At 52.5% G+C, this 16,545-nt stretch carries 10 protein-coding genes, 1 rRNA gene and 1 other RNA gene; all 12 read right to left on the minus strand.

The window, feature by feature from the left end; genetic code table 11:
* A 16S ribosomal RNA gene (locus FGS84_RS21255) occupies positions 1-132 on the minus strand; the annotation flags it as partial.
* Between the two features lie 576 nt (positions 133-708).
* Entirely contained in the window at positions 709-1,425 is a 717-nt protein-coding gene (locus tag FGS84_RS21260) for a CvpA family protein (protein ID WP_347563863.1), read from the minus strand.
* A 24-nt stretch (positions 1,426-1,449) separates the two neighbouring features.
* Positions 1,450-2,277 (minus strand): Cof-type HAD-IIB family hydrolase, encoded by an 828-nt coding sequence (locus FGS84_RS21265; protein ID WP_138310330.1) that lies wholly within the window; start codon positions 2,275-2,277, stop codon positions 1,450-1,452.
* Positions 2,274-4,838, minus strand: coding sequence for a tetratricopeptide repeat protein (locus tag FGS84_RS21270; protein ID WP_138310331.1), 2,565 nt, complete (start codon positions 4,836-4,838; stop codon positions 2,274-2,276). Before FGS84_RS21270 ends, FGS84_RS21265 begins: the two co-directional genes overlap by 4 nt.
* 46 nt (positions 4,839-4,884) lie before the next feature.
* Positions 4,885-5,481, minus strand: a complete 597-nt coding sequence (recR, locus tag FGS84_RS21275) for a recombination mediator RecR (protein ID WP_138310332.1) — start codon at positions 5,479-5,481, stop codon at positions 4,885-4,887.
* A complete protein-coding gene (locus FGS84_RS21280; protein ID WP_138310333.1) occupies positions 5,481-5,837 on the minus strand; it encodes a YbaB/EbfC family nucleoid-associated protein in 357 nt (118 codons plus the stop codon). Before FGS84_RS21280 ends, recR begins: the two co-directional genes overlap by 1 nt.
* 42 nt (positions 5,838-5,879) lie before the next feature.
* A complete protein-coding gene (dnaX, locus tag FGS84_RS21285) occupies positions 5,880-7,559 on the minus strand; it encodes a DNA polymerase III subunit gamma/tau (protein WP_138310334.1) in 1,680 nt (559 codons plus the stop codon).
* Positions 7,560-7,603: 44 nt separating this feature from the next.
* The gene (locus tag FGS84_RS21290; RefSeq protein ID WP_138310335.1) at positions 7,604-8,683 is read right to left on the minus strand and encodes an ATP-dependent 6-phosphofructokinase; all 1,080 of its coding nucleotides are present in this window, start codon (positions 8,681-8,683) and stop codon (positions 7,604-7,606) included.
* 275 nt (positions 8,684-8,958) lie between these two features.
* Positions 8,959-9,220: signal recognition particle sRNA large type (gene ffs, locus FGS84_RS21295), an RNA gene on the minus strand.
* 107 nt (positions 9,221-9,327) lie between these two features.
* On the minus strand, positions 9,328-11,550 hold the full coding sequence (locus tag FGS84_RS21300; protein WP_138310336.1) for an alpha-galactosidase: 2,223 nt from the start codon (positions 11,548-11,550) through the stop codon (positions 9,328-9,330).
* A gap of 17 nt (positions 11,551-11,567) precedes the next feature.
* Positions 11,568-13,277 carry an alpha-glucosidase gene (locus FGS84_RS21305; protein ID WP_138310337.1) on the minus strand — a complete coding sequence of 570 codons (1,710 nt, stop codon included), beginning with the start codon at positions 13,275-13,277 and terminating at the stop codon, positions 11,568-11,570.
* Positions 13,278-13,319: 42 nt separating this feature from the next.
* Entirely contained in the window at positions 13,320-16,529 is a 3,210-nt protein-coding gene (locus FGS84_RS21310; protein WP_138310338.1) for a glycoside hydrolase family 38 C-terminal domain-containing protein, read from the minus strand.
* Positions 16,530-16,545 lie beyond the last annotated feature (16 nt).

A 16,545-nucleotide genomic window follows, 5' to 3' on the forward strand; every position in this document is an offset into this window, starting at 1 on the left:
CGTTACTCACCCGTCCGCCACTCAGTCAATCAAGATTCCATCCGAAAACTTCCTCCGATTGCTTCGTTCGACTTGCATGTGTTAGGCACGCCGCCAGCGTTCATCCTGAGCCAGGATCAAACTCTCATGTTTAAAAGTTGATTCCAGGTTTCAGACTACTTAGCTTGGCTAGTTATCTTTAACCTTCATTACTTGGTTTTGTTCTGAATTTTCTCAAATCCAAAGGTCTAAACCAGACCTTTTGTTTTTAGAATTTTCAGGGTTTTACATACTGTCTAATCTTCAATTATCAAGGTTCTCTGTTGTTGTCTGCCTCAGCAGCAACTTTGATAGTTTATCATATTTGCAACTGTTTGTCAACAACTTTTTTATTTCTTTTTTGTCGTCTGTCTCAACAGCAACTTTTATATATTACCACATCTGTCACTGTTTGTCAACAACTTTTTCAACTCATTTTCAAGAGCTGTCCCACCGTTTTGCGCGGTGGACCTTTAATATATCACTACTTTCGCAACTTGTCAAGGGAATTTGTGCCATTTTTTTATACAATTTTCAACTTTATTTTCCCACCACTAAATATGCTTATTTTTTCTGTATTTTTCTATATTTTGTGGTTAATAAAAAAATCGCTGTTTACAGATGTTTCCATCCCCTCCCAGCGATTTGTTTTAATTATATATATTATAGGAACAATTATACCTTTTTCTTCTATAGAATGCCCCGGATAATGCCGCCCAGAATAATATTAATCAGATTGTACTGATGTAAAAAACGCAGCCAGGCACTTGCATTGATTTGTTCCTCCAATGCCATACCCAAAGGCGTGGCTGCAAAGATTCCTACCAGAAAACAGCCAATCCACAGCAGAAGCAGCCCCTGAACCAGCCCCAGTACAGCGCCGGCTATGTGATTTAATCCATACAGAATGGGCAGCCGCGCAATAATATCCAGCCACCGCACCACCAGATGAATCAGAATATAGACAGCTGCAAACAGGATGATGGAACTGACTGCATTGATAAGGATGTCAGCCAGATATGTGCTGACGTATTCCGCAAACCGGTCCACTCCCAGCAAATGATAAAATTCGCTGTTATTGTTCTCCAGCAGCATTTCCTTTACGGATTGGGGCAGGTTCAGATTCTCAATGGCAATGCGCTGCGCTGCCGGCATTTCCGTTGCTTCAGCGGGCAGTTCTTCCCAGCCCGCTGCATTCAGTATGGCCTCCGCCGCACTCTGGCGTATGGAGGGATTGTCTTTGATAAAGCCCGTCATATACGGCGTGGCCACCTTTACTAATATGATGGTAAGTATCAGTGCTCCCAGGGATACACACTGCTTCAGCGCTCCCCTGTAATGCCCATACAGCACCATGCCGGCGAGAAAAACTCCGGCACCGGCAGACAGCCAGTGTTCTAATATCATGTCCATATTGTTTCAGTCTTTCTTTTAGTTGAAAATCAAGCGTTCTATGGCGTCTGCAACTCCATCCTCGTCATTTGTCAGCGTAATCCGGTCTGCCGCACTCTTAGCTATGTCAAGTCCATTTCCCATGGCAACGCCTACTCCGGCTGCCTCCAGCATGGAAATATCATTTTCCCCATCCCCAAATGCCATGGTGGCCCCGGGAGCAATCCCAAGATAATCCGCCAGCCACATAAGCGCATTTCCCTTCGTAGCTCCCAGGGCATTGATTTCCAGATTGTTATACAGGGATGAGCTTATGACAATGCCCTCTACAGCAGAGAGCTCCCTGCGCAGGGGCACTGCGTCCCTCACATCGGACAGATATACGTTGACCTTCTCCACGTCTTTCCCGCAGTCTGTCACATATTTCAGGATATTGGGCACAACGTCCCTGGTGGAGAGTACCATTTTCTGAATCACAGAGCTCAGACCGTAGTCCTCCATATGCTCGATGAACTCAGGCTGGGAAATTCCCCTTCCGTCTATATACGGGTCGTACATTGCCCTGTATTTTTTTACAATATCCATGACTTCCAGCGCCTTTGCATTGGTCAGGGTACACCGTTTCAGACTGGTTCCTTTTACAAGGTCCGCCACAGTACCGCCGTTGGTGGTTATGGCATAATTCACTCCCGGCAGGGACCGTACTGCTTCCGTTATACCATCCACAGCCCTGCCCGTGGTCGGTACTATCTGGATACCCATGCCGGCACAGCGTTCCAGCACCCTGCGGTTGCGCTCTGACAGGTTCTTCTGGCTGTCCAGCAGAGTGCCGTCAAGGTCTAGTGCAATTAAACCTATGGTCATCATATAAAATGCTCCTCTTTTAATATCAGAAGACCGTCCCTGTCATACTTGGACGAGAATATTCCTGTAATCCGCTTAAAGAAGGATGGATTCTCCGCCTTATCAGCAGCTTCTTCTATCAAGTCTTCGGCATTTACCTTTGTAAGCGGTATGCCGTCCTCCTCCATGATTTCAATCCGCTCATAGAGGGCCAGCATGCTTTTTCCTGATATGCTGCAGTCAATGTCGCTGGCATACTGACATGCGTACTGGGCAAACTCGTCAATATCCATCTCCTGTTGGTCGTCATACTCCGGCTCTTCCTGCTGGGGAAGGACCGGCGCATTATCCTCTGCTTTTGAAGGAAGTTCCTTCTTTGGAAGAGATGCCTTCACCGCCTCCGGTTTCTTTGCCTTTGGTTCCTCTTCTTTGTGTTCTTCCCTGCGGGCAGCTGTTACCGAGCGGACCTCTTCCGGCTTCCTGCGTACCGGCTTTGGCTTCTGCTCTGCCTCTGGTTTCGGCAGGCTCTTTGGAACCTCTGGTTCCTGAACAGGCTGAACCTTCCCCGTGGCTGGTTCCGCGGAGCGGCTCTGGACCTTTTTGGGTACAGCCGGCTCTTCTGTCCTGCGAAGCTGCACCGGACGCACAGGGCGGTCATCCCCCTCCGGCGCCACATAGGCAACCTCCTCCGGTCCCATCTTCCCTACATACTCAAACCGTTTGGCTAATCCCGGATATACCTTGTGAATACGGGCCAGATTACCAGCCACATCTATAAGGACCACATTCATGCCGGTCTCATCCCTGGCCATCAGCTGGTTCAGCTCCTGGAGGGTGGATTCCTCCATGGCGCCCGCCTGCTCAATAATCAGGTCCTTGCCCGTCAGTTTGTCTGCAATGGCAAATACCCCTTTGCTGTTAAGCTTTTCTCCCGTTATCTTGGCAGCCTGGTTCTTCGCTCCTGTCTCCTTGTGAATCTTCTTGAGCAGTTCGATGGCCTGGTCCAGGCCTGAGCTGGAATACTCTGCTTCTATCATGAAATGATGCGACTCCTGGACAGATGATTCTTTCCCCAAATCTTTTATGTCGGTCAGCACCCGTGTCTGGGCAGACGTTGTTTCCGGCCTGTGCCGTCCGTCTGATAACCTGGACATTTCTCTGGCCAGATTTGCCTGGACCTCTGCTTCATGCATCCTGGCCCGGACCGCCTCATCTGACAGAATCTGGGGCTTATCCGGCATCCACTGGGACTGTCCTTCCTTTACAGGCTCCTCTCCCTCATCTGAATCCTCTGGCTCTATGGTAACCTGGGTATGGGCGTTCTCGTCCTCATATGGTTCCTCCGCCCCGGCTCCGTCCCCCTGGTCTTCCTCCGTGTATCCGGCAGCAGTGTTTTCTTCTGCATCCTCCCGCTGATTCCGGTCAGGATAATCATTTCCGTAATACCCCTGCCTTCCATATGCTTCCTCAGAGTCATCCTCTTCCGGGTATGGGTCTGCATGATATCCGGTCTGCCCATTTTCATCTTCGTGATATCCGCGTTCCGGATATCCGCCCTCCCCATAACCGTCTTCTGCGTATCCACTCTCCTGATACCTGTCCTGCGCGTACCCGGCCTTCTGATATCCTCCCTGTGGGTATCCGCTTTCCTGATATCCGTCTTCCGCGTATCCGCTCTCCTGATATCCATCTTCCGCGTACCCGCTCTCCTGATATCCGTCCTGCGTGTACCCGGCCTTCTGATATCCTCCCTGTGCGTACCCGCTCTCCTGATATCCGTCCTCTGCATATCCGTCTTCCTGATATCTGTCCTCCGGGTACTCCGCATCCGGCTCCACGGCAAAGGCAGCCTCCCGGCGGGCCATATAGGACTGGGGGGAGACTTCCGTCTGCCTCTCAGGCATGGGCTCATAGTCAGCCGGCCGTTTTCCGGCGCGGTACTCCTGTTCCACGGCCTTGAGGCGGGCCTCATATTTATCCCTGTTCTCCACCAGGTCCATCTGGTACTTTGTCAGGGGTGCAAACTGAATCTTAAGCTCCATGGCCTTTTCTACATATTTCCCCAGGCCGAACATGAGCATGATTTTGTCGCAGGCCATGACGCAGAGTTCCCCCATACCAGCCTCTGCATACAATTCCGCCAGCTCATAGAGCCACTTTTCATCCAGCTCAATGTTGCAGTACTGCTCCAGGGTATGAATCAGCTGCTCTGCAGGCGCCCCCTTTGCCCCCAGAATCAGGTAACGCAGAATATACTGCCTGGGGTCATCCGGCGCCAGGTCGCAGAATTCCCTGTAATAGTCCTCTGCCTCCTGAAAGCTGCCTTCCTTAATCGCCAGCTCCGCCAGCTTGAACAGCAGGCGTTTCCCTATGGGCGCCCGCTCAAATGCCAGCAGCAGGATGTCCTTGGCCTCCTGGTACTCTTCGTTCTTCTCATAGATGGTTGCCACCATGGACAGGATGTTTACATTCCGCACCCTGCGCCAGTCTATGGTATCAGCAATCTTCATGGCTGTCTCATAGTCGCCGCGGCTTACCATCTTCTTAATCTGCTCAACCTTTATGTTAAACTCGTATTTATCCATCTTTTGCATCTCCCTATCGCTAGTTCCCGGTATGGAAATCTGCTGTCTAAAGTTCCGTCCTGCCTTCCAATGCCCGAAGAAGTGTTACTTCGTCTATGTATTCCAAATCCCCGCCAACGGGTACTCCGCTGGCAATTCTGGTCACTTTAATCCCTGAAGGCTTTATCAGCTTGCTTATATACATAGCCGTTGTCTCGCCTTCCAGGCTGGAATTGGTGGCAATAATGACTTCCTCCACATCCGACTGGAGCCTTTGCATCAATTCCTTCAGCTTTATATCCCCCGGGCCAATCCCCAGCATAGGAGAAATAGCGCCATGCAGCACATGATAAACCCCATCGTATTTGCCAGTCTTCTCATAAGCAGCCAAATCCCTGGTATTTTCCACCACCATAATGGTCTTATGATTCCGCCTTTCACTGCTGCAGATAGGGCACAGTTCCTTATCCGTCAAGGTGAAGCATTCCTTACAATAACGTACGTTATTCCTGGCGCTTGTCATGGCTCCCGCCAGCTCCTCCACCTGCTCCTTCGGCATGTTGATAATATGGAATGCCAGGCGCTGGGCCGACTTGGCCCCAACTCCGGGGAGCTTGGACAGTTCCTCTATTAACTTGGTAATCTGACTGCTGTAATAATCCATTAGAAGGGAAAACCTCCGCCCAGGGCTCCGCCTAAACCGCCTGTCAGCTTAGACATGGCCTCGCTGCTCTCAGCCTCCATCTGACGGAAAGCCTCATTGGTAGCTGCCACAATCAGGTCCTCTAACATCTCAATATCGTCCGGATCCACTACATCCGGAGACAGCTTAACGGAAACCACTTCCTTTTTGCCGGACACGGTCACGCTGACCGCACCGCCGCCCGAAGCAGCTGTGTATTCCTTATTCTCAAGCTCCTTGGTCGTCTCCTCCATCTGCCGCTGCATACGCTGCGCCTGCTTCATAAGATTATTCATGTTGCCAGGCATTCCGCCTGAAAATCCGCCACGTTTTGCCATGGTGTATTATCCTCCTATCATTTCCATTTATTCATCTTTCTATTATTCATCTTCATATGTAATATCCATATGAATCTTTTCTTCCAATTCTTCCTGGGTCACGTAAATCGTATTAAGCCGCTCCCCGCGTCCGGCCAGTCTGGTCTTAAAGTAAATGGACCTGCCGAAATTTGTTTCCACATAGCGTTCCAGCTCCCCTATAACGGTGGGCCGTTTGCCCATATCATAGCTCATGGAATCCATGAACACAATGGTCAGGCATCCTTCTCCGCCAGGCTCCACCACGGTATCCCTGAGATAAGACTTGGCTCCGCCTCCTATGCTGCGGACAATCTTGGCCCATTCGTTCCGCACCAGTTTTAAGTCTTCCAGCTGGGCCTGGGGCAGGGCTACCTTTTCCGGCGGGACCCCGGGGTCCGCCTGAAGCCCCGCAGCATAGGGCGCTGTTATCTGGGGCACTGCTCCTCCGCTCAGAGGCATGGCTCCGCCTGTCTGGGGCGGTCCACCGGGTATGCCCCCAGACATCTGGCTGACAGCCGCTGCCGGAATGGCCATGCGGCCTGCTTCCAGGTCCTCCATCTGGGCTTCCAAATCCCCCAGCCGCTGGAGAATGGCATCCAGGTTAGGCTCCATGGAGGGGCGCGTCAGCTTAATAAGCGCCACCTCCACCAGCACCCGCTTCTGGCTGGCATAGCGCAATTGGTTGGATAATTCGGAAAAAATACGGATATACCGCATCAGCGTGTTTCCGTCCGCCTTGCCTGCATCGCTTCTCAGCTGTTTTAAATTCTCCTCCGACATATCCACCAGGCCTTCTGCATCGTCTGCACTCTGGATTAAAAGGAGATTTCTCATATACCATATAAAATCAGTGACAAACTGGCCCAGCTCCCGCCCCTGAATCACAATATCCTCCAGCCTGCATATACAGTCCTTTGTCCTGCTCTCCACAATGGCGCCGAACATCTGGCTGAACACGCTGGAATCCACTGCCCCCAAAACCTCCAGGGCATTGTCATAGGTCAGCACCTTTCCGTAATGAAAGGCCACGCACTGGTCCAAAAGGCTCAGGGCATCCCTGAGCGAGCCGTCTGCCGCCTTTGCCACATAGAGAAGGGCCTTGTCCTCCACCTGAATCTGCTCGGCCCGGGTCAGCTCCCTCAGGTGGTCCGCTATGGTCTCTAGGGATATGCGCTTAAAATCATAGCGCTGGCAGCGGGACAGTATGGTAATGGGAATCTTGTGCACTTCTGTGGTGGCCAGTATGAAAATCACATAGGAGGGCGGTTCCTCCAGCGTCTTCAACAGGGCGTTAAAGGCGCCTATGGAAAGCATATGGACCTCGTCGATGATATATACCCTGTAACGTCCCTCTGTGGGAGGATACTGCACCTGCTCCCTTATATCACGTATGTTCTCCACGCCGTTGTTGGAGGCGGCATCGATTTCCACCACATTCATGGAGGAACCTGCCTGGATGGACCTGCAGGTGGGACATTCGTTGCAGGGACTTCCGTCTGCCGGATGTTCGCAGTTCACTGCCCTGGCAAATATCTTGGCTATACTGGTCTTACCTGTTCCCCTGGTACCGCAGAACAGGTAAGCATGGCCGATTCGCTCCGACGTTATTTGGTTTTTCAGTGTCTGCACAATCGGGTCCTGGCCTTTTACATCTTCAAAAGAAACAGGACGCCACTTGCGGTATAACGCCGTATATGACATGTTAGGCAACTCCTATTATTCTATCTTGATATGAATTTATTTTCTTATTCATCGCCAAAGCTGATACCCACCATCTTGGCTTCCTTAATCATGGAGCACTCCGGGTCCACGGTCTTAAGCTTTCCCGCCACCTCAGAGAGGGGTACCCTGGTAATATCGTTGTTCTTCACCGCCACCATGTAGCCATACTGTTCCTCCGCAATCAGCCTGGCTGCCGCAGCCCCCAGCCTGGTTGCCAGCACACGGTCATACGAGCATGGTTCGCCGCCGCGCTGCATATGTCCCGGAACAGTTACCCTTACCTCGCTGCCGATGACTTCCTGTATCTTGGCCCCGATTTCATAGGCCACGGAAGGATATACCACTCCGCTTTTCTTCTTTTCCTTCAGTTCCTTCTTGCTCATCTTGGCATCTTCTTTGGAAATGGCGCCTTCGGCCACTGCCAGGATGGAGAAGCGCTTGCCTGCCTTGGACCTCTTGGTCAGGGCATCGCATACAATGTTTATATCATAGGGTATCTCCGGAAGAAGTATAATGTCCGCCCCGCCTGCAAGGCCTGCATACAGGGTCAGCCATCCCACCTTATGTCCCATGACCTCCACGATAAACACGCGTCCGTGGGACGCTGCCGTGGTATGGATACAGTCAATGGCATTGGTGGCCACGTCCACCGCACTCTGGAACCCAAAGGTCATATCCGTGCCCCAGAGGTCATTGTCAATGGTTTTGGGAAGGGATACCACGTTAAGTCCCTCTTCGCTGAGCATGTTGGCTGTCTTCTGGCTGCCGTTTCCGCCCAGCACTACAAGACAGCTGAGCTTCAGCTTTTTATAGGTGTGCTTCATGGCTTCCACCTTATCCAGTCCATTCTCATCAGGAGTGCGCATAAGCTTGAAAGGCTGGCGAGAAGTGCCGAGGATGGTACCGCCCTGGGTGAGAATACCTGAGAAATCGGATGATTTCATGATTTGATAGTCTGCATACATAAGTCCTTTATATCCGTCTTCAAAGCCAATGATTTCCACGTCGTCAAACATGTTGTATAAGGACTTTGCCACGCCTCTCATGGTGGCATTCAGTGCCTGGCAGTCTCCGCCGCTGGTCAGCATTCCTATTCTTCTCATATTGCACTTCCTCCTTATAGAGTTGCTTCACTTTCTGTTATGTTTCCTGGGAATGGTTCTATTATACCCATTTTGTAATTATAACGCAAAGGTGTTATCGGGGCAAGTATAAATTCGGACAACCATCCATCCTGCAACCGCCCCGCCTGTCAGCCCCGCAGCATCAGCCCGACGGCTGTGCATCAGAACAGCCGCACGCCATTCTGAAATACAAATGGGACATAAATCCGGTGATACAGTAACGTATCCTCAGATTTATATCCCATTTTTAAATTCCACGCACCTTGCTTTGTGCTGCTGCCACGAACGTTACTCATACAGTTAACTCAATCCAGGCTGCCTCACGGCACACGGGAGGTTCCGCTTAGTGCTGCTGCATTCCTGCCCTGACACGGTTCACGGATTCCCGTTGCGTAAGACCCAGACGTCAACGCCACTTACACAAGGCAGCTTCGCAGCAAACAGCCCGAGGCAAGGTATCACCCCTGCTGGAGCGGATTGCAGGTACAGGGCACCGCTATCTCCCCGGCTGCGTGGAAACTTTATGACATATTAGGCCGTACATACGCAGATGTATCAACAAATGCCCACACGGGCAGTTGTTGAAAACTGCCTGTTAAGTATAACCTGCCGGAACGCTTTTGTCAAGGCTGTGCCTCCACCAAAAATAACCTGGACAAATAATCCCCCTGGGGCACAGGGCTGGTCCGTACGCCGCTGGCCCCGTCCGACAGAATCAGGCCTGCGCTCATGAGCTCGTCCCCGTAGCAGGTATACCCAAGCCCGCTGACCCGGTACATTGTCTCCGGTCTCAATCCCCTGAGGACCAGCCGCTTAAAGCCGGTGTTTACAGGCTGCAGGAACCGGAAATACGCTGCCATGGCCTTGTTTCCATCCTCCGATACCACAATCCACGCAGCCTCATTTCCCTCAAAGGGACTTATGAGCCGGTAAAACCTTCCCTGCTGAATCAGTTTTCTGTGCTCCTTCATGAACCGCACCTGTTCCTTTACCTGGTACTGCTCCTCCTCTGTAAGCAGGTTCAGGTCCAGTTCATACCCAAAGGTGCCGAAATAAGCTGCCGCTGCCCTGGACGCCAAAGGAACATTCCGCCGGGTCTGGTGGTTGGGTATGGCGGACACATGGCTTCCCATGGAGCTGACGGGATATACCAGACTGGTTCCGTACTGGATTTTTACCCGCTCCACTCCGTCGGTATCGTCTGAAACCCAGCCCTGGGGAGCATAGTACAGGATGCCCGGGTCAAACCTGGCGCCTCCGCTGGCGCAGGACTCAAACAGGACCCGGGGGAAATCCCTGGTAAGCCGCTGGTAAAGCTTATAGACCCCCAGTATCTGCCTGTGGTAAACGGTTCCCTGGTACTGCGCATCCCGGCCGGCTGAAAAAAGGTCGGAAATACTCCGGTTCATGTCCCATTTCACATAGGATACACCGCCGTCTCCCAGTATCTCCTCCATCCTGTCCCCAATATAATCCACCACCTGGTCCTTTGAGAAATCCAGCACATACTGGTGCCTTCCCGTGCACACCGGCCGGTCCGTGCTCCCCAGCATCCAGTCCGGATGGGCGCGGTAGAGCCGGCTTTCCCGGCTGACCATCTCCGGCTCAAACCACAGGCCGAACTTCATCCCCATATTCCTGATTTTTCCTGCCAGTCCTGTTATCCCGTCCGGCAGCTTATGAAGGTCCGGATACCAGTCCCCCAGGGAGGTAGTGTCATCGTCCCGTTTTCCAAACCACCCGTCATCCAGCACAAACAGCTCTATGCCCAGCTCCCTTGCCTTTCCTGCAATGGAAAGAATCTTTTCCTCGTCAAAATCCATAAACGTGGCTTCCCAGTTATTAATCAGTATGGGCCTCTCCCGGTCCCTCCAGTATCCCCTGGCAAGCCTGGTCCGGTAGAGCCGATGGAACACCTGGCTCATACTGTTTAAGCCCTCTGCAGAATATACCATCACTGCCTCCGGCGTCTGGAATTCCTCCCCCGGATAAAGGGGCCAGTTAAATCCCTCCGGATGAATTCCAATGGTCACCCGGACCGTGTCCATGGTGTCCACCTCTGCCTGGGCCAGGAAATTGCCGCTGTACACAAGGCTGATGCCAATAACCTCGCCGCTGTCCTCCCCTGCATCAGGCCGTTTCAGGCAGATAAAGGGATTAAACTGGTGGCTGCTGTGTCCCCTCATGCTGTGAATGCTCTGGACCCCCTGGTGAAGTCCATGGACATCCATATACCGTTCCCTGCACCAGGCCCCGGTCAGGTCCACCATCTGGTAACGCGGGTCCGGCAAATCCAGGCACAGGCTCATGGCCCGTTCCAGGCAGACTGTCTCCGGTCCACGGCAGATAAACCGGGCGCTGCGGGCCAGCACAGGCAGCTCCTCATAGATTGTGTAGAGAAGCACCAGCTCCATGCCGGCCACAGGGTCCTCCAGGTACAGCTCCAGGGTACACGCCTCCTCATCCTGTTCCGCATAGGTGGCTGGCAGGCCCGGCAGCTCCGGTTTCCCCCTTTGTATGGTGTGTTTTTTGTATACAAAGCAGCTGATTCTGCTTCCGTTTTCTCTTCTGATTCCATAAGCCGGGTACCGCATATCCCCTGTGCCAAAGGCCGGGTATTCCTGCTTGATGTGTTCCAGTGAAAATGTCGTATCGTCCTCGTAGACACAGGGGGCCATATCCCTGTGTGCAAACTCCAGCAGGTGGCCGAAGTCCTCCCTGTGGCGTATCCGCTTCCCATAGTAAAGCTGTCCCATCTGTCCGTTGGGAAGACAGGCCATAATATAGCTGATTTTATCGTTGTACAGATGAAACTGCCTTGACTTTTCTTCATATAGAATGCCCATATAGAATCCTCCAGCAATTATTGCATAAACACAATGGCTTCATAGGGTCTGAGGCAGATGTCCTCCTCACACAAGGCGACGGCGTCCCCCTGTGATATCCCCCTCCGGTCCGGATAGTTTCCAATGAGTATGGTTCCGGCACCCAGCTCCCGTACAGACAGCCCGCTCTTTTGCGTCCGGTCCGTAAAATTGCACAGGACAGTCAGGCGCTCCTCCCCCAAAGACCTTTCATATGCAAATATGGCCCCGCTTTCCTCCAATAGCAGCCGGTAGGCCCCATACACAAGAATATCCATGGTATGCCTTAATTTTATCAGCTGCTTATAGAAGCACAGGACGGAATCACTGCGCCCGGCCTGCTCCTTAACATTGAGCCAGGTATGATTGGGATTTACCCTGAGCCAGGGCGTGCCATCGGTAAATCCCGCCTGTTCCGTATCATCCCACTGCATGGGCGTCCTTGCATTGTCGCGCCCCGTATGATTGATGTAGCGCATCATCTCCTCATGGGAAATACGTCCGTTTCCCACCATCTCACGGTATACATGATGGATTTCAATATCCTGGAAATCCTCCAGGCTGCTGCCCTGAAAATTCGTCATGCCCAGCTCCTGGCCCTGATAGATATAGGGTGTTCCCTTCATCATATAGAGACAGACTGCCAGCATTTTAGCAGACAGCTCCCAAAACCCGGGGCTGTCATTGCCAAAACGGGACACTGCCCTGGGATAATCGTGATTCTCCCAGAACAGGCTGTTCCAGGCCTTTCCCTCCAGCTCTGTCTGCCACCGGCTCAGTACTTTCTTCAGGTCCCTGAGACAGACCGGGTTATCATTCCATTTTCCAAAGGGTCCGGGATTCAGCTCCACGTGTTCAAAGTGGAACATCATGTTCAGCTCATGGGACTCGTATCCCGCATACTGCACCGCCTCCCTGGTTCCCACGCCCACGCCCTCTCCCACGGTCATCCAGTCAAACCGCGACAGGACTTCCCGGTTCATCTCCTGCAGATACGCATGAATCCTGGGGCCATTGGCGTAATAGGGAAGACCGTCCCCATAGGGATTCCCCTCTTTTAATACCCCGTCGGGAAACCGCTGGTCCTTGGACAGCATGGATATTACATCCATTCTGAAGCCGTCAATCCCCTTGTTTCCCCACCAGGCCATCATCTCATATATCTCCTGCCGTACCCGCGGATTTTCCCAGTTCAGGTCAGGCTGCTTTTTAGAATAAATGTGAAGGTAATACATGCCCGTCCTTCCGTCATATTCCCAGGCCGGACCGCGGAAACGGGACGCCCAGTTATTAGGCGGTCCCTCGTTCACAGGCTCCTTCCATATATAGTAATCCCTGTAAGGATTGTCACGGGACCTGCGGCTCTCCGCAAACCAGGCATGTTCGTCCGATGTATGGTTTACCACCAGGTCCATCACCAGCTTCATCCCTCTGTGATGTATTTCCGCCAGAAGGCAGTCAAAGTCCTCCATGGTGCCGAACACATCCATAACAGCCTTATAATCACTGATATCATAGCCATTGTCATCCCCCGGCGATTGATACACGGGAGAGAGCCATATTACATCAATTCCCAGGTCCTTAAGGTAATCCAGACGGCTCCTGATGCCGTTCAGGTCGCCAATCCCGTCCCCATTGCTGTCCTGAAAGCTTCTGGGATAAATCTGGTACACCACGCATTCTTTCCACCATGCCCTTTGTTCTTCCATGCGGTTCCTCCACTGTGTTCCGGTGTGTGTATTTCCGGCGCCTTACGCACCCGCGGGGATGATACGGTATGTCTTGATTTCATAAGGCAGAATGAAATCCTTAAATGTATGCCCGTCTGTCTCAAGGAGCTTCAGAGGTCTTTCCAGCAAATCGCATTCCTCCGCCCGGTATGCCTCAAAGCCAAGGGTTACTGTCATGGGCGTCCTGGTGTTGCGGTTTTCATAAATGCGGAGGATATACCCGTTTCCATCCTCTGCTTTTTTCATCATTTCCACAAAACAGCCTGGCTGGTCCACGGATACCATGCTCCATGCTTCCCCTGTGCCTGCATAGGGCAGCAGGGCGGATACCAGGGGCGAGTTCAGGTCATAGGCCATTTCCACGGTCCTGGCCTCCTGCCATCTTCCCTTGTGGGGATAAATGGAATAGGTGAATTCGTGGATGCCTATATCTGCGTTTTCATTGGGATAGGTACCTGATTTAATCAGGGTCAGTCCCATTTCACCGTCCTTGATGCTGTGGCCGTATTTACAGTCATTGATGAGGCTGAGCCCCAGTCCGTTTTCCGACAGGTCCGCCCATTTATGGGCACAGACCTCAAATTTGGCCGTATCCCAGCTATGGTTGCTGGTGGTCTCCCGCTCCACATTGCCGAACTGTATCTCATAAGAAGCCCTGACGGCGTTAATCCGGGCCGGGAAATGAACCCGCAGCAGCACATGATGGTCTCTCCAGTCCGCCCGCGTCACAAAGTCGATTCTGGGCAGATTGGGGTAGAACACGATATCCTGCTCCACAAGGGAGCCTGCAAACCGGTGGGCGATGGAAACAACGGTCCTGACCGGCCCCCATTCCTTTAACACCGGGGCTGTCACGCAGTCGGCTTCATAGGGCTTCCTCTGGTAAAACAGGTCCACATCCCAATTGTCCCAGTTCATGGGGCGGTCCTCAAAGGTCAGAAGCTGGTTTCCCACCCTCCCCTCTTTTAACAGCTGGCATCCCGTTTCCTTTTCAATCAGCGAGACAAGCTCCATTTTATCATTAAATTCAGCCCTGTACCATTCATTTTCAAAGAATCCGTTCCATGGTCCGGGACATTTTCCGGCAGGTCCTTCCATACTCTGATTCCCGCTATCTTCTTCTGCTCCTGTGAGGCTGTACACGGTATAGCCGCAGGATGGGATTCCCTTTGCGTGGAATATGAGCGTGTCCTCCCCCACATACTGGACCGGATACCTGCGTCCCAGGCAGTCGCAGGCATAGGCCGCATCCGTTCTGTCCACGCCGGACACCGTTACCGTATCCTCCCGCTCATAGCCCTGCGTATTGATTACAAAAACCTTGCGCGCTGCGGGATTTTCCCCGCTGATATCCTTACCCGCTCCGCAGCCCCTGCTTCCCAGGTCTTTTGCCAGATGAAGGATTGTATCTGCGCCGGATTCCAGTATGTCCGTATACTCCCGGTCTGTCTGGTCATAGACAGGTCCGATGGCGCTTCCCGGAATAATATCGTGGAACTGGTTCAGCAGGATAATATCCCATCCTCTTTTTATGACATCACCGGGATATGCCAGGCCCTTAAGCTCTGCCATGACTCCCAGTGTCTCCAGCTGCTCATACATCTGCTCGCTTTTCCTGTTATAGCGTTTGTTCTTTCCCATGGAGGTCAGTGTTCCCCTGTGGTACTCAAAATAAAGTTCCCCATCCCATACCGGCATACCTGGCTTGGACGCAATGCCGCGGTAAATCCGGTCAAAAAAGGTCCGTTCACTTTCCTGGACCAGCCTGGGGATACCCGGAAGACCGTACTGAAGACGCTTTGCCTCCTCCAGCATTTCCCTGGTTGGACCGCCTCCGCCGTCTCCGAATCCAAAGAGCATTAATGTGTCCTCTGTCAAATCCCTGTTCTGGAACCGTTTAAAGGTGCCCAGCGTCATATTGGGATTGACAATGCCCGTGTAAGTGGTAGTGTTCCTGGTATCTGTAAATGACACATTTAACCCCAGGGTCTTGTCAAAGTCACAGGCAGTGGGCATGAATACGAACACATGGCTGCCGTCGATTCCCTTCCACATGAAGGTGTCGTTGGGCAGCTGGTTAAACTGGTTCCAGGCAATCTTCGTGGTGAGAAAATAGGGAATGCCGCATTTTTTCAGTATCTGCGGTATGGCAGCGGAATAGCCAAATACATCAGGCAGCCACAGGCATCTGCTGGGGATGCCGAATTCCTCCATAAAGAACTGCTCGCCCTTAATGATTTGGCGGACCAGGGATTCCCCTGCCGGCAGGTTGCAGTCCGACTCCAGCCACATGGCCCCGTCAGTCTCCCAGCGCCCCTCCCTTACCCGCTCCCGGATGCGTTCATACAGCTCCGGTTCCTGTTCCTTTACAAACTGGTACAGAATGGGCTGGCTGGACATGAATTTATAGTCCGGGTACCGGTCCATCAGCTCCAATACGGTTGAAAAGCTTCTCACGGCCTTTTCCCTGGTCTGGTCCACGGTCCACAGCCAGGCAATATCAATATGGGTGTGGCCCACTGCGCTCACCACCGGAGCGTGTAGGTCCACGTGTTCGTAAAATTCCTTTTTCAGGATTGCTTCCATTGCCTCCACGGATTGGTAGAACCGGTCAGAATACGGTTCCCTTAAATCCAGGGCATCTGCCGCAGGCCCCAGCTTTACCAGTATGCGTCTGTAATTTTCCTCATCCGGCTTTTTCAGAAGCCGGGCTGCCTGGACCGGTACAAGAAAATCATAGTAAGCCTTTTCCACGGCGTCATCCACCCGGACCAGTTCCGTGCGGATAATCAGGTCCCCCGGCACGCTGCCGCTGTAGGCCAAAATGGCTATCTCATAGGACTCCCCTGCCCTGGCGCCGGGGCTTATCATGATTTCCCTGTGGTTTACGTCCACGCCCTGGACGATGCTTCCGTTCAGGTAAAAAAGCATCTGGGGGTTGGTTGCATCCCACTGGCCTTCCCTTCCGGTGGTGATGAGGAATTCCACATGCGCCCCGTCCAGGTGCGTGGGTATTTTAACCGTTGTCCTGTACCACCTGTGGCTGTCCAGGCTCCCCCAGGGTTCTTCTATGGCGCAGTCCTCCCATTCATCGGTGCAGCACCATGGACTGCCGTTTTCCTTGCCTTCCATTCTTTTATAATGGCTGACCGGAATTCTCACCGGCCTGCGAAGCTGGTTTAAGTCATCTGCCAGACGCTCCATCCGCTCCAGTTCAAATAATATGCTCATCCTCTTCCTCCTTATC

It is taken from the genome of Clostridium sp. 1001271st1 H5 (genome assembly GCF_005845215.1).
GTDB lineage: Bacteria > Bacillota > Clostridia > Lachnospirales > Lachnospiraceae > Enterocloster.